The organism is Alcaligenes faecalis (assembly GCF_009497775.1).
Lineage (GTDB): Bacteria > Pseudomonadota > Gammaproteobacteria > Burkholderiales > Burkholderiaceae_B > Alcaligenes > Alcaligenes faecalis_D.
In genome coordinates this window covers 4,087,186-4,109,113 of sequence record NZ_CP031012.1, presented here as the reverse complement: position 1 = coordinate 4,109,113, position 21,928 = coordinate 4,087,186, and the positions used below count along the sequence as shown (strand labels likewise).

General features: G+C 55.8%; 16 protein-coding genes. 10 read left to right on the top strand and 6 right to left on the bottom strand.

Annotated features, from left to right (window positions below; genetic code table 11):
- Position 1 precedes the first annotated feature (1 nt).
- The 5 genes from rplA (at position 2) to rpoC (ending at position 10,449) form a co-directional block, all read left to right on the top strand.
- Entirely contained in the window at positions 2-697 is a 696-nt protein-coding gene (gene rplA, locus DUD43_RS18825; RefSeq protein ID WP_042489519.1) for a 50S ribosomal protein L1, read from the top strand.
- A gap of 233 nt (positions 698-930) precedes the next feature.
- Positions 931-1,455, top strand: coding sequence for a 50S ribosomal protein L10 (gene rplJ, locus DUD43_RS18820; protein WP_153231463.1), 525 nt, complete (start codon positions 931-933; stop codon positions 1,453-1,455).
- Positions 1,456-1,534: 79 nt separating this feature from the next.
- Positions 1,535-1,912: a 50S ribosomal protein L7/L12 gene (rplL, locus tag DUD43_RS18815; protein ID WP_003800851.1), complete on the top strand. Its 378-nt coding sequence runs from the start codon at positions 1,535-1,537 to the stop codon at positions 1,910-1,912.
- Between the two features lie 162 nt (positions 1,913-2,074).
- Positions 2,075-6,187, top strand: coding sequence for a DNA-directed RNA polymerase subunit beta (rpoB, locus tag DUD43_RS18810; RefSeq protein WP_153231462.1), 4,113 nt, complete (start codon positions 2,075-2,077; stop codon positions 6,185-6,187).
- The gene (rpoC, locus tag DUD43_RS18805) at positions 6,187-10,449 is read left to right on the top strand and encodes a DNA-directed RNA polymerase subunit beta' (RefSeq protein WP_153231461.1); all 4,263 of its coding nucleotides are present in this window, start codon (positions 6,187-6,189) and stop codon (positions 10,447-10,449) included. Before rpoB ends, rpoC begins: the two co-directional genes overlap by 1 nt.
- 157 nt (positions 10,450-10,606) lie before the next feature.
- On the opposite strand, the gene azu is transcribed toward rpoC, so the two are convergent.
- The 6 genes from azu to DUD43_RS18775 form a co-directional block, all read right to left on the bottom strand.
- Complete coding sequence (gene azu / locus DUD43_RS18800) at positions 10,607-11,053, bottom strand: azurin (RefSeq protein WP_153231460.1); 447 nt, start codon at positions 11,051-11,053, stop codon at positions 10,607-10,609.
- Positions 11,054-11,308: 255 nt separating this feature from the next.
- A complete protein-coding gene (locus DUD43_RS18795; protein ID WP_153231459.1) occupies positions 11,309-11,944 on the bottom strand; it encodes a LysE family translocator in 636 nt (211 codons plus the stop codon).
- A gap of 107 nt (positions 11,945-12,051) precedes the next feature.
- A complete protein-coding gene (locus tag DUD43_RS18790; RefSeq protein WP_153231458.1) occupies positions 12,052-12,846 on the bottom strand; it encodes a helix-turn-helix transcriptional regulator in 795 nt (264 codons plus the stop codon).
- Complete coding sequence (locus DUD43_RS18785; RefSeq protein ID WP_228125854.1) at positions 12,836-14,803, bottom strand: CHASE2 and HATPase_c domain-containing protein; 1,968 nt, start codon at positions 14,801-14,803, stop codon at positions 12,836-12,838. The genes DUD43_RS18790 and DUD43_RS18785 overlap by 11 nt, the downstream gene beginning before the upstream one ends.
- A 19-nt stretch (positions 14,804-14,822) precedes the next feature.
- Entirely contained in the window at positions 14,823-15,914 is a 1,092-nt protein-coding gene (locus DUD43_RS18780; protein ID WP_153231457.1) for a FecR family protein, read from the bottom strand.
- Positions 15,915-15,924: 10 nt separating this feature from the next.
- Positions 15,925-16,629, bottom strand: a complete 705-nt coding sequence (locus tag DUD43_RS18775; RefSeq protein WP_045930639.1) for a response regulator transcription factor — start codon at positions 16,627-16,629, stop codon at positions 15,925-15,927.
- Positions 16,630-17,049: 420 nt separating this feature from the next.
- Here DUD43_RS18775 and rpsL point away from each other — a divergent pair, with 420 nt between their 5' ends.
- The 5 genes from rpsL to rpsJ all read left to right on the top strand — a co-directional run bounded on the left by rpsL (position 17,050) and on the right by rpsJ (position 21,878).
- Positions 17,050-17,421 carry a 30S ribosomal protein S12 gene (rpsL, locus tag DUD43_RS18770; RefSeq protein ID WP_042489490.1) on the top strand — a complete coding sequence of 124 codons (372 nt, stop codon included), beginning with the start codon at positions 17,050-17,052 and terminating at the stop codon, positions 17,419-17,421.
- A gap of 140 nt (positions 17,422-17,561) precedes the next feature.
- Positions 17,562-18,032 carry a 30S ribosomal protein S7 gene (rpsG, locus tag DUD43_RS18765; RefSeq protein ID WP_035269562.1) on the top strand — a complete coding sequence of 157 codons (471 nt, stop codon included), beginning with the start codon at positions 17,562-17,564 and terminating at the stop codon, positions 18,030-18,032.
- A 17-nt stretch (positions 18,033-18,049) separates the two neighbouring features.
- Positions 18,050-20,152 (top strand): elongation factor G, encoded by a 2,103-nt coding sequence (fusA, locus tag DUD43_RS18760; RefSeq protein WP_153231456.1) that lies wholly within the window; start codon positions 18,050-18,052, stop codon positions 20,150-20,152.
- Positions 20,153-20,229: 77 nt separating this feature from the next.
- A complete protein-coding gene (tuf, locus tag DUD43_RS18755) occupies positions 20,230-21,420 on the top strand; it encodes an elongation factor Tu (protein ID WP_054513288.1) in 1,191 nt (396 codons plus the stop codon).
- A 146-nt stretch (positions 21,421-21,566) separates the two neighbouring features.
- A complete protein-coding gene (gene rpsJ / locus DUD43_RS18750) occupies positions 21,567-21,878 on the top strand; it encodes a 30S ribosomal protein S10 (protein ID WP_003803053.1) in 312 nt (103 codons plus the stop codon).
- Positions 21,879-21,928: the final 50 nt, after the last annotated feature.

The following is a 21,928-nucleotide window of genomic DNA, read 5'->3' as shown; positions in this document are numbered from 1 at the left end:
CATGGCTAAAGTAAGCAAACGCGCAGCCGCTATTGCTGCCAAGATCGACCGCAACAAGTTCTACCCTGTGGCCGAAGCTCTGGCCCTGGTGAAAGACACTGCCACTGCCAAGTTCGACGAATCCATCGATATCGCTGTTCAGCTGGGCATCGATCCCCGTAAGTCCGACCAATTGGTCCGTGGCTCGGTGGTTCTGCCTGCTGGTACCGGTAAATCCGTGCGTGTTGCCGTTTTCGCCCAAGGTGAAAAAGCCGACGCCGCTCGTGAAGCTGGTGCTGACATCGTTGGTCTGGACGATCTGGCTGAGCAAATCAAAGCCGGTCAAATGGACTTTGACGTTGTGATCGCTTCGCCCGACACCATGCGTGTTGTTGGTACCCTGGGTCAGGTTCTGGGTCCTCGTGGCCTGATGCCAAACCCCAAGGTTGGTACTGTGACTCCTGACGTTGCCACGGCTGTCAAGAACGCCAAGGCTGGTCAAGTTCAATACCGTACTGACAAGGCCGGTATCATTCACAGCACCATCGGTCGCGCTTCGTTCAACGTTGAACAGCTGCAGACCAACCTGGTTGCTCTGGTTGACGCCTTGAACAAGGCTCGTCCAGCCGCTGCCAAGGGTGTTTACCTGCGCAAGGTTGCCGTGTCCTCCACCATGGGTGGCGGTGCACGTGTTGAAATTGCATCTCTGACTGTTTAATCAACAGTTGGAAAAAAAGAACTTTGGGCTGTGATCCTGTTTACAGGGTCACTGCTGTCAAAGACCGTTGGAGCAGTTGGCTGACTTGTCATCTCACTGCTTAATCGGGGCAAAACGTCCCATCCAACGTAGACGGCGCCCGTGGAAGAATTCGTAATAGAACTCGTCCAGGTGCGCCGCATTCGGTTGATGTTGGGAAGCCTTCCCGACATCGTTTGAAGGAGTGTTCAACCGTGAGTCTCAATCGTGAAGAGAAAGCGGTAGTCATCGAAGAAGTCACTGCCGAACTGGCAAAGGCCCAATCGATCATTATCGCCGAGTACCGTGGTCTGGACGTCGCTTCTGCTACCGTATTGCGCAAAAAAGCGCGTGAGTCTGGCGTCTACCTGCGTGTGTTGAAAAACACCCTGGTTCGTCGTTCGTTGGAAGGTACCTCGTTTGACGGTATCTCCAGCCAGCTCGTGGGTCCTCTGATGTACGCCATCAGTGAAGATCCCGTTGCTGCGGCGAAAGTCGTTGCAGATTTTGCCAAGACCAATGACAAATTGGTCGTCATGGGCGGTGCGCTGCCCAATAGCGTTCTGAATGCTGATGGTGTTAAGGCTCTGGCCACAATGCCCTCGCGCGACGAATTGCTGGCGAAACTGCTGGGCACCATGCAAGCACCTATCGCTACTTTTGTGCGTACGCTTAACGAAGTTCCCACCAAGTTTGTTCGCGGCCTGGCGGCTGTGCGCGATCAGAAAGAAGCTGCGTAAGCGGTTTTCCTTCAGGAAACTTCGTCGTTGCGAACGACAACCAAACCTGGCATTTACCTAATATCTGGAGTTCTTAAAAATGGCTACTAAAGCTGAAATCCTTGACGCCATCGGCGCAATGTCCGTGCTCGAACTGTCCGAGCTGATCAAAGAAATGGAAGAAAAATTCGGTGTGTCGGCTGCTGCCGCCGCTGTTGCTGTTGCAGCTCCTGCTGCTGGTGGCGCTGCTGCTGCCGCTGAAGAGCAAACCGAATTCACCGTGTTCCTGGCTGACGTTGGCGCAAACAAAGTTAGCGTCATTAAAGTCGTGCGCGAAATCACCGGTCTGGGCCTGAAAGAAGCCAAAGATCTGGTTGACGGTGCTCCTAAGGCTGTTAAAGAAGGCCTGTCCAAAGCTGATGCTGAAGACGCTCAGAAGAAGCTGGAAGAAGCTGGCGCCAAGATCGAGCTCAAGTAAGAGTATCGATAGATGCCCGGGAATGCGTTTCAAGCCTTCCCGGGCTTTTGCGTTTCCAGAAAACCCACGATTTTTAATTAGTATTGTAGAAAGTCGGGTTTTTTAGAGTCGTAAACCAGGGCCGTGGTTGACGGTCCGTGTAACCCTTGAGTCGGAGTGCTCATGCCTTATTCGTACACCGAAAAAAAGCGCATACGCAAGAGCTTCGCCAAACGTGAAGACGTACAGCAGGTTCCTTACCTGTTGGCTACCCAGCTGCATTCTTTCAGAACCTTCTTGCAGAAGGACACGCTGCCTTCTCAGCGTAAGGTTGAAGGCTTGCAGGAAGCTTTCAGTTCCATATTTCCAATAGTAAGCCATAACCAAATGGCGCGGCTAGAGTTCGTGAGCTATACGCTCGGCGAGCCGGTGTTCGACGTCAAAGAGTGTCAACTTCGTGGTTTGACCTATGCCTCCCCCTTGCGGGCGAAGGTTCGTCTGGTCCTCATGGACCGCGAGGTGAGCAAGCCTACCGTCAAGGAAGTAAAAGAGCAAGAAGTCTACATGGGCGAAATGCCCCTGATGACTGATAACGGCTCTTTTGTGATCAACGGTACCGAACGAGTCATCGTTTCCCAGCTGCACCGTTCCCCCGGCGTGTTCTTTGAACATGACCGCGGTAAAACGCACAGCTCGGGCAAGTTGCTGTTCTCGGCGCGCGTGATTCCTTACCGTGGTTCCTGGCTGGACTTCGAGTTCGATCCCAAGGACATTCTGTTCTTCCGTATCGACCGTCGTCGCAAGATGCCTGTGACTATCTTGCTAAAGGCCATTGGCCTGACGCCAGAGCAGATCCTGGCCCACTTCTTCGAGTTCGATCACATCGAACTGCACCAGGAAGGTGGCAAGCTGCAATTCGTTCCAGAACACTGGAAGGGCGAGGTTGCCCGTTTCGACATTACCGACCGTGACGGTCGCGTACTGGTTGAAAAGGACAAGCGTATCAATGCCAAGCATTTGCGCGACCTGCAAGCAGCCAAGATCGAATACATTTCCATCCCGGAAGATTTCCTTCTGGGTCGTGTGCTGGCCAAGAACATCATCAACGCCGAAACCGGCGAAGTGATTGCCAACGCCAACGACGAAATCACCGAATCCATTCTGGCCGAAATGCGCGCAGCCAATGTGCGTGATTTCGAGACCCTGTACATCAATGAACTGGACCAGGGCGGCTTTATCTCCCTGACCCTGCGCACGGATGAAACAGCGGATTCCAATGCTGCCCGTATCGCGATCTATCGCATGATGCGTCCCGGCGAGCCACCAACCGAAGAAGCGGTTGAGGCCCTGTTCAACCGTCTGTTCTACAGCGAAGAGTCCTACGACTTGTCGCGCGTGGGTCGTATGAAGGTCAACAGCCGTCTGGGCCGTGGTGACAGCATTGAAGGTCCCATGACCCTGACCGACGAAGACATCCTGGACACCATTCAGGTGCTGGTGAGTCTGCGTAACGGCCGCGGTCAGATCGACGATATCGATCACCTGGGTAACCGTCGTGTTCGTTGCGTTGGCGAATTGGCCGAAAACCAATTCCGCGCCGGTCTGGTGCGTGTGGAACGTGCTGTCAAGGAACGTCTGGGCCAGGCCGAGACCGAAAACCTGATGCCGCACGATCTGATCAACTCCAAGCCCATCTCTGCGGCTGTTAAAGAGTTCTTCGGTTCCAGCCAGCTGTCGCAGTTTATGGACCAAACCAACCCCTTGTCCGAGATCACGCACAAGCGTCGTGTTTCGGCACTGGGCCCTGGTGGTCTGACTCGTGAACGTGCGGGCTTTGAGGTGCGCGACGTGCACCCAACCCACTACGGTCGCGTGTGCCCGATTGAAACGCCTGAAGGTCCAAACATTGGTCTGATCAACTCCATGGCGCTGTACGCTCGTCTGAACGAGTACGGCTTCCTGGAAACGCCTTACCGCAAGATTGTTGACGGCAAGGTCAGTGAACAGATCGATTACCTGTCGGCTATTGAAGAAAGCAATTACGTCATCGCTCAGGCTAACGCCGAGTTGACCGAAGACGGTGCCTTTGCTGACGATCTGGTTGCCTGCCGTGAAGCTGGCGAAACCATGATGACTGCGCCAGAGAACATCCATTACATGGACGTGGCTCCTTCGCAGATCGTGTCTGTGGCTGCTTCGCTGATTCCGTTCCTGGAGCACGATGACGCCAACCGAGCACTGATGGGCGCCAACATGCAGCGTCAGGCAGTTCCTTGCCTGCGCCCTGAGAAGCCTTTGGTCGGTACCGGTATCGAACGTACTGTTGCTGTTGACTCGGGTACAACCGTACAAGCCCGTCGTGGCGGTGTGGTGGTAGACGTTGACGCACAGCGCGTGGTTATTCGCGTGCACGATGACGAGAACGTGGCTGGCGAGGTCGGTGTAGATATCTACAACATGACCAAGTACACCCGTTCCAACCAGAACACCAACATTAACCAGCGTCCTATCGTCAAACGTGGCGATATCGTGGCTCGTGGTGACGTGCTGGCTGACGGCGCATCGACTGACCTGGGCGAATTGGCTCTGGGTCAGAACATGCTGATCGCCTTTATGCCCTGGAACGGCTACAACTTCGAGGACTCGATTCTGATCTCCGAGAAGGTCGTGGCTGATGATCGCTACACTTCGGTTCACATCGAAGAGCTGACGGTTGTTGCCCGTGACACGAAGCTGGGGCCTGAGGATATCACTCGCGATATCAGCAACCTGTCCGAAATTCAGCTGAACCGTCTGGACGATTCCGGCATTGTGTACATCGGCGCCGAAGTGCGTGCCGACGACGTGCTGGTCGGTAAAGTGACACCCAAGGGTGAAACTCAGCTGACTCCGGAAGAAAAGCTGCTGCGCGCCATTTTTGGTGAAAAAGCCTCTGACGTTAAAGACACCTCCCTGCGCGTGCCTTCGGGCATGGTCGGTACGGTGATCGACGTTCAAGTCTTTACCCGTGAAGGTATCGAGCGTGACAAGCGCGCCCAGTCCATCATTGATGATGAACTGCGTCGCTACCGCCAGGACCTGAACGACCAGCTGCAAATCGTTGAAGACGACGCCTTTGACCGTGCCTTGAAGTTCCTGGTCGGCAAAACCGTCAACGGTGGTCCACGCAAGCTGCCCAAGGGCACCGAGCTGGCCGCTGATTACCTGAACGATCTGGATCGCTGGCAGTGGTTCGACATCCGTCTGGCTGACGAGCAACACGCACTGGTGCTGGAGCACACCAAGGAATCCTTGGAGCAAAAGCGTCACCAGTTCGACTTGGCTTTTGAAGAAAAGCGCAAGAAGCTCACCCAAGGCGACGAGCTGCCTCCTGGCGTGCTGAAGATGGTCAAGGTTTACCTGGCTGTTAAGCGTCGTCTGCAGCCTGGTGACAAGATGGCCGGTCGTCACGGTAACAAGGGTGTGGTTTCCCGCATCGTTCCCGTGGAAGACATGCCGCACATGGCTGACGGTACTCCTGTGGACATCGTTCTGAACCCGCTGGGCGTGCCTTCGCGTATGAACGTGGGTCAGGTTCTGGAAGTTCACCTGGGTTGGGCTGCCAAGGGTATTGGCCACCGCATCAACGACATGATGCAAGAAGAAAAGAACGTGCAGGTTTCCGAACTGCGCGCGTTCCTGGACAAGGTCTACAACACTGCCGGCAAGAAGACTCGCATCAACGAGTTGACTGACGACGAAGTGATGAACATGGCCACCAACTTGCAGAAAGGTCTGCCATTGGCAACGCCAGTGTTCGACGGTGCAACCGAGCAGGAAATCGACCAGATGTTGCGTCTGGCCTACCCTGACGACATCGCCGAGAACCTGCAGCTGGCACCACACCGCACTCAGGTTCGCCTGTTTGATGGTCGTACCGGCGAAGCCTTTGAGCGTATGGTCACCGTAGGCTACATGCACTACCTGAAGCTGCATCACCTGGTCGATGACAAGATGCACGCTCGTTCCACTGGCCCATACTCGCTGGTTACTCAGCAGCCGCTGGGTGGTAAGGCGCAGTTCGGTGGTCAGCGTTTCGGGGAGATGGAAGTCTGGGCGCTGGAAGCTTATGGCGCCGCCTACACCCTGCAGGAAATGCTCACGGTTAAATCCGACGACATCGCCGGCCGTACCAAGGTCTACGAGAACATTGTCAAGGGTGACCACGTGATCGACGCCGGTATGCCGGAGTCCTTTAACGTTCTGGTCAAGGAAATCCGTTCCTTGTCCCTGGACATGGATTTGGAGCGTAAATAATGAAAGCGCTACTCGATCTCTTTAAACAAGTCACTCAGGACGAGCAGTTCGATGCCATCAAGATCGGCATCGCCTCGCCCGAGAAGATCCGGTCCTGGTCTTTCGGAGAAGTCCGCAAGCCAGAGACCATCAACTATCGCACGTTCAAACCCGAGCGCGATGGCCTGTTTTGCGCCAAGATTTTTGGTCCCATCAAGGACTACGAATGCTTGTGCGGTAAATACAAGCGCCTGAAACATCGTGGCGTCATCTGCGAGAAGTGTGGCGTTGAAGTCACCGTCTCCAAGGTGCGTCGCGAGCGCATGGGTCACATTGAACTGGCCTGCCCGGTTGCTCACATCTGGTTCCTGAAGAGCCTGCCATCCCGTCTGGGCATGGTGCTGGACATGACCCTGCGTGACATCGAGCGCGTGCTGTACTTTGAAGCCTGGTGCGTGATCGAACCTGGTATGACCCCGCTCAAGCGCGGTCAGATCATGTCCGACGACGATTTCCTGGCCAAGACTGAAGAATACGGTGACGACTTCCACGCCCTGATGGGTGCGGAAGCCGTGCGCGAACTGCTGCGTACCATCGACATCGATCGCGAAGTCGAGCGCCTGCGTGCCGAACTGAAAGCCACTGGCTCGGATGCCAAGATCAAGAAGATCTCCAAGCGTCTGAAAGTGCTGGAAGGCTTCCAGAAATCCGGCATCAAGCCAGACTGGATGATCATGGAAGTGCTGCCCGTGCTGCCACCGGACCTGCGTCCGCTGGTACCACTGGACGGCGGCCGCTTTGCGACTTCCGACCTGAACGATCTGTACCGCCGCGTTATCAACCGTAATAACCGTTTGAAGCGTCTGCTGGAACTGAAGGCTCCGGACATCATCCTGCGCAACGAAAAACGTATGCTGCAAGAGTCCGTGGACTCCTTGCTGGATAACGGTCGTCGCGGTAAAGCCATGACTGGCGCCAACAAGCGTCAACTGAAGTCCTTGGCTGACATGATCAAGGGCAAGAGCGGTCGTTTCCGTCAGAACCTGCTGGGCAAGCGCGTGGACTACTCCGGTCGTTCCGTGATTGTGGTGGGTCCTCAGCTGAAACTGCACCAGTGCGGTCTGCCCAAGCTGATGGCGCTGGAACTGTTCAAGCCTTTCATCTTCAACCGTCTGGAATTGATGGGTCTGGCTACGACCATCAAGGCAGCCAAGAAGTTGGTGGAAAGCCAGGAACCGGTGGTGTGGGACATCCTCGAAGAGGTGATCCGCGAACATCCGGTCATGCTGAACCGTGCGCCTACGCTGCACCGTTTGGGTATTCAGGCTTTTGAACCGGTCCTGATCGAAGGTAAAGCGATTCAGCTGCACCCCCTGGTGTGTGCCGCCTTTAACGCTGACTTTGACGGTGACCAGATGGCCGTTCACGTGCCGCTGTCGCTGGAAGCCCAGCTGGAAGCGCGCACCCTGATGCTGGCCTCCAACAACGTGCTGTTCCCCGCCAACGGTGAACCGTCCATCGTTCCTTCCCAGGATATCGTGTTGGGTCTGTACTACGCGACCCGCGAACTGGTGAATGGCAAGGGCGAAGGCTTGTTCCTGGCTGACGTGGCTGAAGTTCAGCGCGCCTACGACAACAAGGAAGTCGAGCTGCAAACTCGTCTGACCGTCCGTATCGAAGAATTCGAGAAGGGCGAAGACGGTGAGTGGGTCAAGACCATCAAGCGTTACGAAACGACTGCTGGCCGTGCCTTGCTGTCCGAAATTCTGCCCAAGGGCATGCCTTTCACCGCACTGAACCGTGCGTTGAAGAAGAAAGAAATTTCGCGTCTGATCAACCAGTCCTTCCGTCGCTGCGGCCTGCGTGCCACCGTGATTTTCGCGGACAAGCTGATGCAGTCCGGTTTCCGTCTGGCAACTCGTGGTGGTATTTCCATCGCGATGAATGACATGGTTGTGCCTGTCGTCAAGGAAAGCATCCTGGCTCAGGCTAGCAACGAAGTTAAAGAAATTGACAAGCAGTACTCCTCCGGTCTGGTGACGGCTCAGGAACGCTACAACAACGTAGTGGACATCTGGGGCAAAGCCGGTGACCGCGTGGGTAAGGCCATGATGGAGCAACTGGCTTCCGAGCCAGTGACCAACCGTTTTGGTGAAGAAGTACGCCAAGAGTCCTTCAACTCCATCTACATGATGGCGGACTCCGGTGCTCGTGGTTCGGCTGCACAGATTCGTCAGCTGGCTGGTATGCGTGGTCTGATGGCCAAGCCTGATGGCTCCATTATTGAAACGCCTATTACCGCGAACTTCCGTGAAGGTCTGAACGTACTGCAGTACTTTATTTCGACTCACGGTGCTCGTAAGGGTCTGGCCGATACGGCCTTGAAGACGGCTAACTCCGGTTACCTGACTCGTCGTCTGGTCGACGTGACTCAAGATCTGGTCATTACCGAAGACGATTGCGGTACCAAGGGCGGCTACACCATGAAAGCCATCCTGGATGGTGGTGAGGTTATCGAGCCCCTGCGCGATCTGATTCTGGGCCGTGTGGCCTCGACCGACATCGTCAACCCTGACAATCAGGAACTGGTTATCCCCGCCGGCACTTTGCTGAACGAGGACCTGGTCGACCTGATCGACAACCTGGGTATTGATGAAGTCAAGATCCGTACTCCGCTGACTTGCGAAACCCGTCACGGCTTGTGCGCAAGCTGCTACGGTCGCGATCTGGGCCGTGGTGTGCTGGTTAACCGTGGTGAAGCCATCGGTGTTATCGCTGCTCAGTCCATCGGTGAACCGGGTACTCAGCTGACCATGCGTACGTTCCACATTGGTGGTGCGGCTTCGCGTGCAGCGCTGGCAAGCTCGGTGGAAACCAAGACGGCCGGTACGATCGGTTTTGAAATCGGTCTGCGCTACGTGACCAACGCCAAGGGCGAACGTGTTGCGATCTCCCGTTCCGGTGAAATCGTCATTTTTGACGACAACCGCCGCGAACGCGAACGCCACAAAGTGCCTTACGGCGCCACCATTACGGTGGGCGATGGTGAAGCCATCAAGGCTGGCCAACGTCTGGCAAGCTGGGATCCGCTGACCCGTCCTATCGTGTCCGAGTACACCGGTACCGTTCGCTTCGAGAACATCGAAGAAGGCGTGACCGTGGCTCGTCAAGTGGACGAAGTGACTGGTCTGTCGACTCTGGTTGTGATCACTCCCAAGACACGTGGTGGCAAGATCACCATGCGTCCTCAGATCAAGCTGCTGAACGAGCAAGGTCAGGAGATCAAGATCGCTGGTACCGACCACATGGTCAATATCTCCTTCCCAGTGGGTGCGCTGATTACCGTTCGCGACGGTCAGCAAGTGTCCGTGGGTGAGATTCTGGCGCGTATTCCTCAAGAATCGCAAAAGACTCGGGATATTACCGGGGGTCTGCCACGTGTGGCCGAACTGTTCGAAGCTCGTTCGCCCAAGGACGCCGGTCTGCTGGCCGAAGTTACGGGTACGGTTTCCTTCGGTAAAGACACCAAGGGCAAACAGCGTCTGGTCATTACCGACCTGGACGGCGTCAGCCACGAGTTCCTGATTCCGAAGGAAAAACAGGTTCTGGCTCACGACGGTCAAGTGGTGAACAAGGGCGAGATGATTGTGGACGGCCCAGCCGACCCGCACGACATCCTGCGCTTGAAGGGTATCGAGAAGCTGGCCAACTACATTGTTAACGAAGTGCAGGACGTTTACCGTCTGCAAGGTGTGAAGATCAACGACAAGCACATTGAAGTGATTGTTCGTCAGATGCTGCGCCGCGTGAACATTGTGGATGCCGGTGATACCAACTTCATCACGGGTGAACAGGTTGAACGCTCCGAACTGCTGAACGAGAACGATCGCGTCCTGGCCGAAAACGGTATTCCAGCTACGTACGAAAACGTGCTGCTGGGTATTACCAAGGCCTCGCTGTCGACCGACTCCTTCATCTCGGCGGCTTCCTTCCAGGAAACCACCCGCGTGTTGACCGAAGCGGCCATCATGGGCAAAACCGACGATCTGCGTGGTCTGAAAGAAAACGTGATCGTGGGTCGTCTGATTCCTGCTGGTACCGGTATGGCCTTCCATTCCGCCCGCAAGGAAAAAGAAGCCTTTGAAGTGGCAGAGCGCAAAGCAGCCCGTGAACTGGAAAACCCGTTCGCATCGGCTCCTGAGCCTTCGGAAGATCCGGTCTTTGTGTCCGGTGCCTCCGAGCCCGAGCAGCAGCCTGAAGCCCCAGAAGGCGATCAGGAATAAGCAGGATATAGTGGTTCCCCACCCTGGCTATCCAGGGTGGGCCGATACCTTCAGGTAATCGGATAAAACCAGCTAGTTCGAGCTTAAAAAAAAACCCCACATGGCTATGCCACGTGGGGTTTTTTCATGGCCGTCTGGCGGCTATAAGCGGATGCGCTTAGCTACCCAGCTTGATTTCGCCAGTCATGATGCTCCAGTGACCTGGGAAGGAGCAAAAGAAAGCGTAGTCTTCGCCGGCTTGCAGCTTGGAGACGTCAAAGGTTACGGAGGTGCTTTCACCGCCGCCGACCACGTCAGTGTGAGCGATCACGCGCTCGTCACCGGCTTTAACGTAGTTGTTGTCCAGACCGGCTTTCATGCCATCGGTAGCAACAGCGCTTTCATCGGCTTTCTTCGAGATAACGACGTTGTGGCCCATGGCTGCTTTAGGCAGCTTGCCGGTGTGTTTCAGGTTGATTGTGAATTCCTTGCATGTCTTGTCAACAACGATGCTCTTGGTGTTGAACTGCATGGAGTCATTGCCTTCGATGGTAACGTCGCAAGCAGCAAAAGCAGGCACGCTGGCCAATCCAAGAACGGCTGTGAAAGCAAGTTTGGCAAACATTCTAGTAACTCCTCGAAAACTGACAAAAAAAGGAACGGGACACGGGGGTGTTGTTCCGGTCTTACAGCATAGACTGTAGCGCACTCAAGGTGCTTAACAAAACAAAGACCCGGACTATTTTACCGGCTTATATTGCCGCATCCGAGCCCGTAAATGATTTGTTTTCTTATCGTTTGATGTGGCTCTAACAGCCTCACTCTATCGCCCCCAGTGAGCTTGACGGCAGCGCAGATCAGGTTCCGCTTTTCGGGATGTTTAGTTTGTGACCAGGTGTTGGGCCACATTGAAAAGTGCCGCAGCGGCAATCAGGCATAACAGCAGGCCACAAAGCTGCTCGATACGTGGCAAGTGCTTTTGTATGCGCTGTTGCCAGTGGGGATGCCCGATCAAAACCGTGATGAACAAGTCCCAGAGCAGAACGATAAAAAACATCCACAGGCCCAGCAGGATGTGCAGACCGGTGCCAGCGCGGCTGCTGGCGAGTACGGAGGCCAGGCTGGCGTAAAACAGAGCGTTTTTAGGATTCAGCAGACCGGAGAGCAGGCCCAGCAGGGCATGATGCCACCAGCCGCCTGTAGAGGCGCCAGAGGCACTGATCCTTTGCTGGGTGCTGTGATGGGCTGCCTGCAGGAATTTCACGCCCAAATACAGCAGATACAGCCCTCCCGCGCCCTGAAGCAGCAGAAAGAGGGGGCTGCCGGTGCTCATCCGGGCAAAACCCGTCAGCGCCAGGCTGATGTACAGGCCATTGGCCAGGCCGACACCAGCGCAAGCACCGCTTGCGACCCAGCGACCATGGGCCAAGGTGCTGCGGGCGATCAGGAAGAAATCAGGGCCGGGGGAAAGCAGGGCCAGGAAATGGGTACTGGCGATCAGCAGGAACAAGGACACGGCGGTACTTCCAGGAGCAAAACCGCAGTGTGACCAGAAGCGTGGGGACCGTATTGAATAAAAGTGCGCGCCCTTGGAGCAGAGGTCGCAGGGGCGTGAGGTGTGCCTTAGCTGCGGTATTGGCCGGGGGTGACGCCGGTGTAGTGCTTGAAGACGCGCTGAAAATGGCTTTGGTCGGCAAAGCCCAGGCGATAGGCAATATCAGCCAGCTCATCACCGTGGCGCAAGGCATCACGGGCCAGGTTGACACGCTGATTCAATTGCCAGCGCTGTGGCGTCAGGCCGGTATGGCGACGAAAGGCGCGAATCAGCTGATAGCGGCTAAAACCTGTTTCCTGCGCCAGTTCGTGCAGGGGAATAGTGGCTAACTGGCCTTTTATCCAGCGATCCAGGGTTTTCTGCAAAACGGCGCTAGGTGGGGGAGCGGGGGCCAAGGGCTGGGATTGGGCTGAGCCGTGGTGCAGCAAAAAGTCGATCATCGCTGCTTCTTTGCTCAGTATCGGAGCGGCTGAAAACAAGAGGGTGTTCAACTCGCAGTAGGCCGCATAAAGCTGCGGTTCGTGGCTAACACGGATAGGCTCCTGGGCCTCCAGCCTGAGTCCTGTGCTTTCCTGCCAAAGCTGCGCCAGCCATGCCGCATCCAGATGCAGCATTTGATAGCTCCAGGACTGGTCAGGCAGAGGATTGCAGGCGTGGCTGCGGTGCGCGGGTACAAAGACCAAAGAACCAGGTGCAAGCCGGACCGGGCCGCCGGGTGCGCCCGTAAAGACGCTGCCACCGCCATCAACTGCACCTATCGAGTAGGTGGGGTGGCTGTGTTCCTGGTAGCAGATACGGCTGTCACAGGCGCGTCGGCTTTCTACATAGGGCAGGGCAGCATCACGCCAGAATTCAGTCTTCATCGGAGACATCAACGGTGGCCAGGGAGACGATAAAGGTACAGCCTTGCTCGCGTGTGCTGTCCAGGGCTATATCCCCGCCGTGCTTGTTGATCACGGTTTTCACAAAGGCCAAACCCAGTCCGCTACCTGAAGGCGCACCAGCGGCGTTTTCGTGGGCTCGATGATAAGGTTCAAAAATAGTCGCCTGATTTTCTGCCGGAATCCCCCAGCCCTGATCTTTGACGAATACCTGAACTGTGTTTTTGTCCAGCGCAAGGTCAATATCGATCTGGTTGCCATCCGGCCCGTATTTGATGGCGTTCTGAATCAGGTTGGTAAAGGCACGGCGCAGCATGGGTGCATTACCGTTCACCCAGACCAGTTCCGAGTCATTCAGGTTCAGGCTGATAGAGCGCTTGCTGGCGCTGGCCCAGGCATCATCCAGACAGTCTGCCAGCAGATCAGACAGGTTCAGGGGGCTCAATACCATTTCCATGGCCTCGGCCCGTGCCAGGCTGATGAAGTTATCCACCAGCTCCAGCGTTTGCTCGGCATAGCCTTCCATCTTGTGCAGAAACTGATCTGGCGGCAGCTTGCTGTCATCCTGACGTTGCAGGCTGGTCAGTGCCAGAATCGAGTTCTGGGGGGCGCGCATATCGTGCGAAATAAAGCGCAAGGTCTCTTCACGCTTGGTCTGGGCCTGACGCAGCAGATTGATGGATTTGTGCAGCTGGGTCAGACGATGCGGCAAGTTACGCGCACTCAAGCCGGATAGGCGCTCGTTCAGTGCGGTTCGGACATCCGGGTACTCCAGCTGCAGTTTGTTCAGCTCTTCTGTGACCTGATTCAGCGCCGCTTCCTGACTGCGCCAGTGCCATAGCGGGTAGGCCAGCAGGACGGTAATCAGGCTGGCCAGTGGCGGAATCCACAGGTTGAAGCCATGCATGGCGATCCAGTTCACCAGCAAAATCGCAAAGACCAGCCCGATCAGGCTAAGCAAGGTGGCGCGTGGCGACAGATAAATCAGAACCTGACAGGCCAGCAGGACTGGCAAGCAGCTGGCCAGCGCAATAAACCAGGCCGGTGGCGTGCGTACCCACTGATTGCTGCGCACTGCCTGCAAGGTATTGGCCAGAATCTCCACACCCGACATGCTGCTCATGCCGGCTTTGGACAAAGGGGTAGGAAAGGTATCGCCCAGCCCACTGCCCCAGGCACCCACCAGCACGTATTTGTCCTTGAAGAAGGAAGGCGGAATATCGCCGTTCAGGACATTGAAGTAAGGCACGGTCTGGAAGTGACCGCTGCGGCCCAGAAAGGGAATGTGGGGAATGTCTGTTTGGCTGGAGTCCAGGGCTTGCAGGGCCAGATCCACATCTCCGCCCGTCATCAGCATGGCAATCGTGAAGTGTGGCAGCACCCGGCCCGAGGGGGTCGCCTGCTGCAGGGCGACACGCCGCACCACACCGTCTGAATCAGGCTCGATATTGATATAGCCCGATGCCTTGGCCGCCTTGCTGAGCATGGGAATGGCGGTATTGACGGTCTGGCGCTGGGTGTCATAAATCATCGGCAACACAACGCGCCCGTGATGATGGATGGCCTCGGACAGCGCCAGGTCATCATCCGGGTAGGCCGGGTTGGGTTCCTGAAAGACCAGATCGATGCCGACAGCGCGGGCCTGTTCAAGACGGCTCAGCAGTTGTGCATGGTTGATGCGTCGCCAGGGCCAGAAGCCCAGATTGGCAATGCTGTAGTCGTCGATGGCGACGATGACAATATCCGGGGGCGCAGCCTGTGGAAGAGCTGCCGCCATGGTGAAGTCGTAAATCAGGTTGTTCAGCTTGCCCAGCGCGAAGTCATCACGCAGGGAGCTGAACAATAAGGTCAGCAGCATCAGCAAGCCCGAAACCAGATGCCACTCTTTCCGGATCCGGTCAGAGAGTAGCTTGTTGTTTCTGGGGGCCGGGCTGCTCATGCCGTACGCCGTTCAGGTTTTAGAACTGAGACAGCAGGATCGGGTCGCCAAAATTGCTGACCACGGCTTGGCCATCCGAGCTGGTCAGGCTGGCTGCGCCTTCGAAGCTTTCGATCGTGTCCGGGCCCATCAGACCGTGACGGTCAATGGCACGTACGGTGACGTAGTAAGTGCCGGGGCGCGAGGCACCGAACTGAATGTCCGTATCTGTCGTAATGTCGCGCGACAGCAGCTTGGCACCTTGCGGGTCGGTGGAGGTCTGGACCAGATAGGCCTGGGCACCGGGTACTGCCTGAATCGTGCTGTTCCATTGACCACCGCGACGCTCGGGCGTGGAAATCTGCGGAGCGGGCAACAAAGGCTCCAGCGCCATGATATTGCCGTCCGTGCCCACCGCAGCCCCTTGATTCTGCTTCAGGGCCGTGGGGGTGCTGCGTTGCTGGGTTCCCAGTTCTGCGCGACCTTCCAGCACTTCGCTGTGAGCCATGCCTTGTTGTGTACGCACACGCAATTCGGTCCCACGCACGCCGGTAATGCTGACGGGGGTGCGAACTTCAAAGCGGCCTACGCCGGTTTTTTCCGGGGAAACGCGCGATTCCACGTCGCCATCATCCAGAGCGATGATCGAGTCGGTCAGACCAGTGCCTTCAAAGGCACGCATGCGGGTCACGCTCAAGGAGGCCTGGGCGGGGACGCTCAGCTGGCTGCCGTCTTGCAGTTCCAGTGTCAGGTAGCCATTGCTGCCCGTGTGTATCAGGTCGCCTTCCTGCAAATGTGTTGTACCTGCGCCCAGAGGCTGACCGTTCACCTGGATCTGGCCGGTTTGGTGCGTAATGCGGGCGGGGGCGGCCACTTCCGGAATCATGCGAAACGGAATGTGCAGCTCTTTGCCAATAGGCAGGCGATAAGGGTCAGCCACCGCATTCAAACGCTGGATTTCGGACCAGTTGCGGTCCTGGCGGGTGTAGGTCTGGGAAATGCCCAGCAAGGTGTCGCCGGCCAGCACTTTGTAGACAAAGTTCTCGCCACGGGCGCCGGAGGGTTGGGCTGACACGACGCCGCCCCAAATCAGGCCGCAAACAAGGGGCGCGGCGATACGCAAAGTAATCATAGAAAGTCAGCTAGCTAGGGTCGGTCAAAAGTTCAAGGCGATAGCCCAGAGCGTAGGACGCCGTCAGGCGCACCCCGTTTTCGGGTCGCAACTGGAGTTTACGGCGTATGTTGGACAGGTGAGTGTCCAGCGTACGGGAGGTGGCAGGAATTTCCCGGTTCCAGACCGCGGAGCTTAAAACATCACGCGAGAACAGGCGGCCGGGATTGCGAAACAGCAAAAGGGCCAGTTCAAATTCTTTGGGCGCCAGGGTGACGGTTTCCCCGTCCAGCACAATATGGCCTTGTTCAGGGAAGATGTCGTAGCCGGCAAATGAAAATCGGCTGTCCTGAGTGGCCGAGGTGCTCAGATCCATACGCCGGACAGCGGCGTTGACGCGCGCAACCAGTTCTCCCTTGCGTACGGGCTTATTAATATAGTCGTCGGCTCCGGCCTGCAAACCCGTGACCAGATCCTCTTCCTGGGTACGGCTGGTCAGGAATATGACGGGCAGGGCATGACCCAGTGTGGTGCGAACCCAACGCAACACATCCAGGCCGCTGACATCCGGCAGTTCCCAGTCCAGTAGCAATAAACCGAAATTATGTGGCTTGGCCAGCGCGGCCAGCAGGTCCTTTCCTTGATGAAAGGAGCGACATTCATAGCCAGCCTCGGTCAAGATCCGGGCAATCAGTTCAGCCTGGACGAGGTCGTCTTCCAGGGAAGCGATGATCATGGGTATTGTCCTTGTCGCAGAAGTGCAATAGCCCTGCAGTATAACGATATGTAGATAGCGAGTGACCAAGTGCTTCCATGCGTGTGCCGTGACAACGGGAAACTGCTGGATCGGTGCCCAAATCGTTGACCTATAAGGGTTTACTGTGGTAAATTTTAGAGCTTACTTTAAGGATCCTTTGCCGGTACACCTTGCAGTAATTTGATAGCAGCCCGGATTTTCAGGGCTGCGGGCATTTTTTTAGTGCCTGAAATCAAGCCCAAGCCATGTGCAAGACCGCTCTTTTTCGTGTTTTATGGGGAGTGGTATTGCGCAATGCCGCTTCCGGTACAGGGTTTCAAAACCCGCCAACTGGACGGCGTTTTTCAAAACACATACGTCAACCAGTACGTAAAGTACGTTATAGGATACGTAAAGGTCATGCCAACCATTAGCCAGCTCGTGCGTAAACCGCGCGAAGTCAGCCGCGTTAGCAGCAAGAGCCCAGCGCTCGAGAACTGCCCACAGCGCCGCGGTGTTTGCACCCGTGTATACACCACGACCCCCAAGAAGCCTAACTCCGCTCTGCGTAAAGTCGCCAAAGTGCGTCTGACCAACGGCTTCGAAGTCATTTCTTACATCGGTGGTGAAGGCCACAACCTGCAAGAGCACTCGGTCGTTCTCGTCCGCGGTGGTCGTGTCAAGGATTTGCCTGGTGTTCGTTACCACATCGTTCGCGGTGCACTTGACCTGCAAGGCGTCAAGGACCGTAAACAGTCCCGCTCCAAATACGGCGCCAAGCGTCCCAAGTAATCCATGTATCCATCGATCAGTTCACTGATCTGGATCCGTGCAACCGTGGCCGTTGCGCCATGGTAGGTAAGTGGTCATTTGTCATGAATGGCCGAGACCGCGAAAAGCGGTTCAACTGAATAGTCACAAGGAAATTTAAAATGCCTCGCCGTCGCGAAGTACCCAAACGTGAAATCCTACCTGACCCAAAATTTGGCAGCGTTGAGCTGGCCAAATTCATGAACGTGGTCATGCTGTCCGGCAAGAAAGCTGTTGCCGAACGTATTGTTTATGGCGCGCTGGAACAAATTGCGCAGAAAACCGGCAAAGATCCGCTCGAAGTGTTTAATGCTGCCATCAATAATGTAAAACCTGTTGTTGAAGTTAAGAGCCGCCGTGTTGGTGGTGCTAACTACCAGGTTCCTGTCGAAGTGCGCCCTGTCCGTCGTCTGGCTCTGGCCATGCGCTGGATGCGCGAAGCCGCTAAAAAGCGCGGTGAAAAATCGATGGACTTGCGCCTGGCCGGCGAATTGTCCGATGCGGCTGAAGGCCGTGGCGGTGCAATGAAAAAGCGTGAAGACACGCACAAGATGGCCGATGCTAACAAAGCATTCAGCCATTTCCGTTGGTAATCTGAGGACATATAACCATGGCCCGCAAAACCCCCATTCAGCGCTACCGCAATATCGGTATCTCGGCTCACATCGACGCCGGGAAAACGACCACTACCGAGCGCATCCTGTTCTACACCGGTGTGAACCACAAGCTGGGCGAAACCCACGAAGGTTCGGCCACCATGGACTGGATGGAGCAAGAGCAAGAGCGCGGGATCACCATTACCTCGGCTGCTACCACTGCTTTCTGGCGTGGTATGGCGGGCAATTACCCAGAACACCGTATCAACATCATTGATACCCCCGGTCACGTTGACTTCACTATTGAAGTTGAGCGTTCCATGCGCGTGCTGGACGGCGCTTGCATGGTGTACTGCGCTGTGGGTGGTGTTCAGCCTCAGTCGGAAACCGTATGGCGTCAAGCCAACAAATACGGTGTGCCTCGTCTGGCCTTCATCAACAAGATGGACCGTACTGGCGCTAACTTCTTCAAGGTTTACGACCAGCTCAAGCTGCGTCTGAAAGCCCACCCCGTGCCTGTCGTTATCCCGATCGGCGCTGAAGAAGAGTTCCAAGGCGTGGTTGACCTGATCAAGATGAAAGCAATCATCTGGGATCAAGCCAGCAACGGCGTGAAATTTGAATACACCGACATTCCTGCCGAGCTGCAAGCTTCGGCCGAGGAATGGCGCGAAAAAATGGTCGAGTCGGCTGCTGAAGCCAGCGAAGACCTGATGAACAAGTACCTGGAAAACGGTGACCTCTCCGAAGAGGAAATCAACCTGGGTCTGCGTACACGTACCATTGCCTGCGAAATTCAGCCAATGCTGTGCGGTACCGCGTTCAAGAACAAGGGTGTACAGCGCATGCTGGACGCCGTGATCGACTACCTGCCATCGCCAGTGGATATTCCACCTGTTGAAGGTACGGACGATGACGGTGAAGTCATTCATCGTAAAGCCAACGACGAAGAGCCTATGTCCGCTCTGGCGTTCAAGCTGATGACTGACCCCTTTGTTGGTCAATTGACTTTCGTGCGCGTTTACTCGGGCGTTCTGCGTTCGGGCGACACGGTCTACAACCCTATCAAGGGCAAAAAAGAGCGTATCGGCCGTATCTTGCAGATGCACGCAAACAACCGTGCCGAACTGAAAGAACTGGTTGCTGGTGACATCGCTTCCGTGGTGGGTCTGAAAGACGTGACCACAGGTGAAACCCTGTGTGACGCTGGTCAGCACATCATTCTGGAACGCATGGAGTTCCCGGAGCCCGTGATTTCGCAGGCTGTGGAACCAAAAACCAAGTCCGACCAGGAAAAAATGGGCGTGGCCTTGTCCCGTCTGGCTCAGGAAGATCCTTCTTTCCGCGTCAGCAGCGACGAAGAGTCCGGCCAAACCATTATTTCCGGTATGGGCGAGCTGCACCTGGAAGTTCTGGTAGACCGCATGCGCCGTGAATTCGGCGTGGAAGCCAACGTGGGTAAACCACAAGTGGCTTACCGCGAAACCATCCGCAAGACTTGCGACGAAATTGAAGGTAAATTCGTCAAACAGTCCGGTGGTCGTGGTCAGTACGGTCACGTTGTCCTCAAGCTTGAGCCCCTGGAAGCAGGCGGCGGCTTTGAGTTCGTTGACGCCATCAAGGGCGGTGTGGTTCCTCGCGAATTCATTCCTGCTGTTGAAAAAGGTATTCGCGAAACCCTGCACGCAGGTGTGGTCGCTGGTTACCCAGTGGTGGACGTCAAAGCTACGCTGTTCTTCGGTTCGTACCACGATGTGGACTCGAACGAAAACGCCTTCCGTATGGCCGCTTCGATGGCCTTCAAGGATGGTATGCGCAAGGCTGCCCCAGTTCTGCTGGAGCCGACCATGGCTGTAGAAGTTGAAACCCCTGAGGAATACGCCGGTACAGTGATGGGTGACTTGTCCTCCCGTCGCGGTATGGTTCAGGGTATGGACGATATGGTTGGTGGTGGCAAGGTCATCAAGGCCGAGGTTCCTCTGGCCGAGATGTTCGGTTACTCGACCAGCCTGCGTTCGCAAACACAAGGTCGCGCTACGTACACGATGGAATTCAAGCAATATGCTGAAGCTCCAAAGAACGTGGCTGACGAAGTGATCAGCGCTCGCGGTAAGTAATAGCAATATCAGCCCGCCCTATGGCGGGCTGCTCAACAATTTTTTTGTTTTCCTGTAAAACATAATTGGGATAAATCATGGCAAAAGGTAAGTTTGAACGGACTAAACCGCACGTCAACGTCGGTACTATCGGTCACGTTGACCACGGTAAAACCACTCTGACCGCTGCAATCTGCACGGTTCTGTCCAAGGCATACGGCGGCGAAGCACGCGATTACTCGCAGATCGACAACGCCCCTGAAGAAAAAGCACGTGGTATCACCATCAGCACGTCGCACGTTGAGTACGAAACGCCTAACCGTCACTACGCTCACGTTGACTGCCCCGGCCACGCTGACTACGTCAAGAACATGATTACTGGTGCTGCCCAGATGGACGGCGCTATCTTGGTTTGCTCGGCCGCTGACGGCCCAATGCCCCAGACTCGCGAGCACATCCTGCTGAGCCGTCAGGTTGGCGTTCCTTACATCATCGTGTTCCTGAACAAGGCCGACATGGTCGATGACGAAGAGCTGATCGAACTGGTTGAAATGGAAGTTCGCGAGCTGTTGTCCAAGTACGACTTCCCTGGCGACGACACCCCGATCATCAAGGGTTCGGCCAAACTGGCTCTGGAAGGCGACGAAGGCCCACTGGGCAGCCAAGCCGTTCTGGCTCTGGCCGAAGCGCTGGACAACTACATTCCTACGCCTGAGCGTGCTGTTGACGGTACGTTCCTGATGCCTGTTGAAGACGTGTTCTCGATCTCCGGCCGTGGTACGGTTGTGACCGGTCGTATTGAGCGCGGCATCATCAAAGTCGGCGAAGAAATCGAAATCGTGGGTATCAAAGACACGGTCAAGACCATTTGTACCGGCGTTGAAATGTTCCGCAAACTGCTGGACCAAGGCGAAGCTGGCGATAACGTCGGTCTGCTGCTGCGTGGTACCAAGCGTGAAGACGTGGAACGTGGTCAAGTTCTGGCCAAACCTGGTTCGATCAAGCCACACACTGACTTCGACGCCGAAGTGTACATTCTGTCCAAAGAAGAAGGTGGTCGTCACACTCCTTTCTTCAAGGGCTACCGTCCTCAGTTCTACTTCCGTACAACTGACGTGACCGGCACGATCGAGCTGCCAGAAGACAAGGAAATGGTTCTGCCAGGCGACAACATTTCGATGAAAGTGTCCCTGATCGCTCCTATCGCCATGGAAGAAGGTCTGCGCTTCGCTATTCGCGAAGGCGGCCGTACCGTTGGCGCTGGCGTGGTTGCAAAAATCATCAAGTAATAAGCCTTGATCGCGGTGTGAAGGTGTAAACCTTCCCGCCGCGTCTTTGCTACCCCCAAAAGGGGTGCTTTTTAGTCAGAGTTTCTTCGAGCAATTGATAAGCCCAGTCAAAAAGCCCCCACTTATATCGTTCTTTAGGATTACCCATGAAAAACCAGAAAATCCGCATCCGTCTGAAGGCTTACGATTACAAGTTGATCGATCAGTCTGCTGCTGAGATCGTAGAAACCGCCAAGCGCACCGGCGCTGTTGTTCGTGGTCCAGTACCACTGCCAACACGTATCCGTCGCTACGACATTCTGCGTTCGCCGCACGTCAACAAGACATCGCGCGATCAGTTTGAAATGCGTACCCACCAGCGCTTGATGGACATTGTCGATCCTACCGACAAGACCGTCGACGCTCTGATGCGTCTGGATTTGCCAGCCGGTGTTGACGTCGAAATCGCTCTGCAGTAATTCTGCCTAGCTGTTCGAGCTTCATCGAAAGAAACGCCATGCAACTGCAT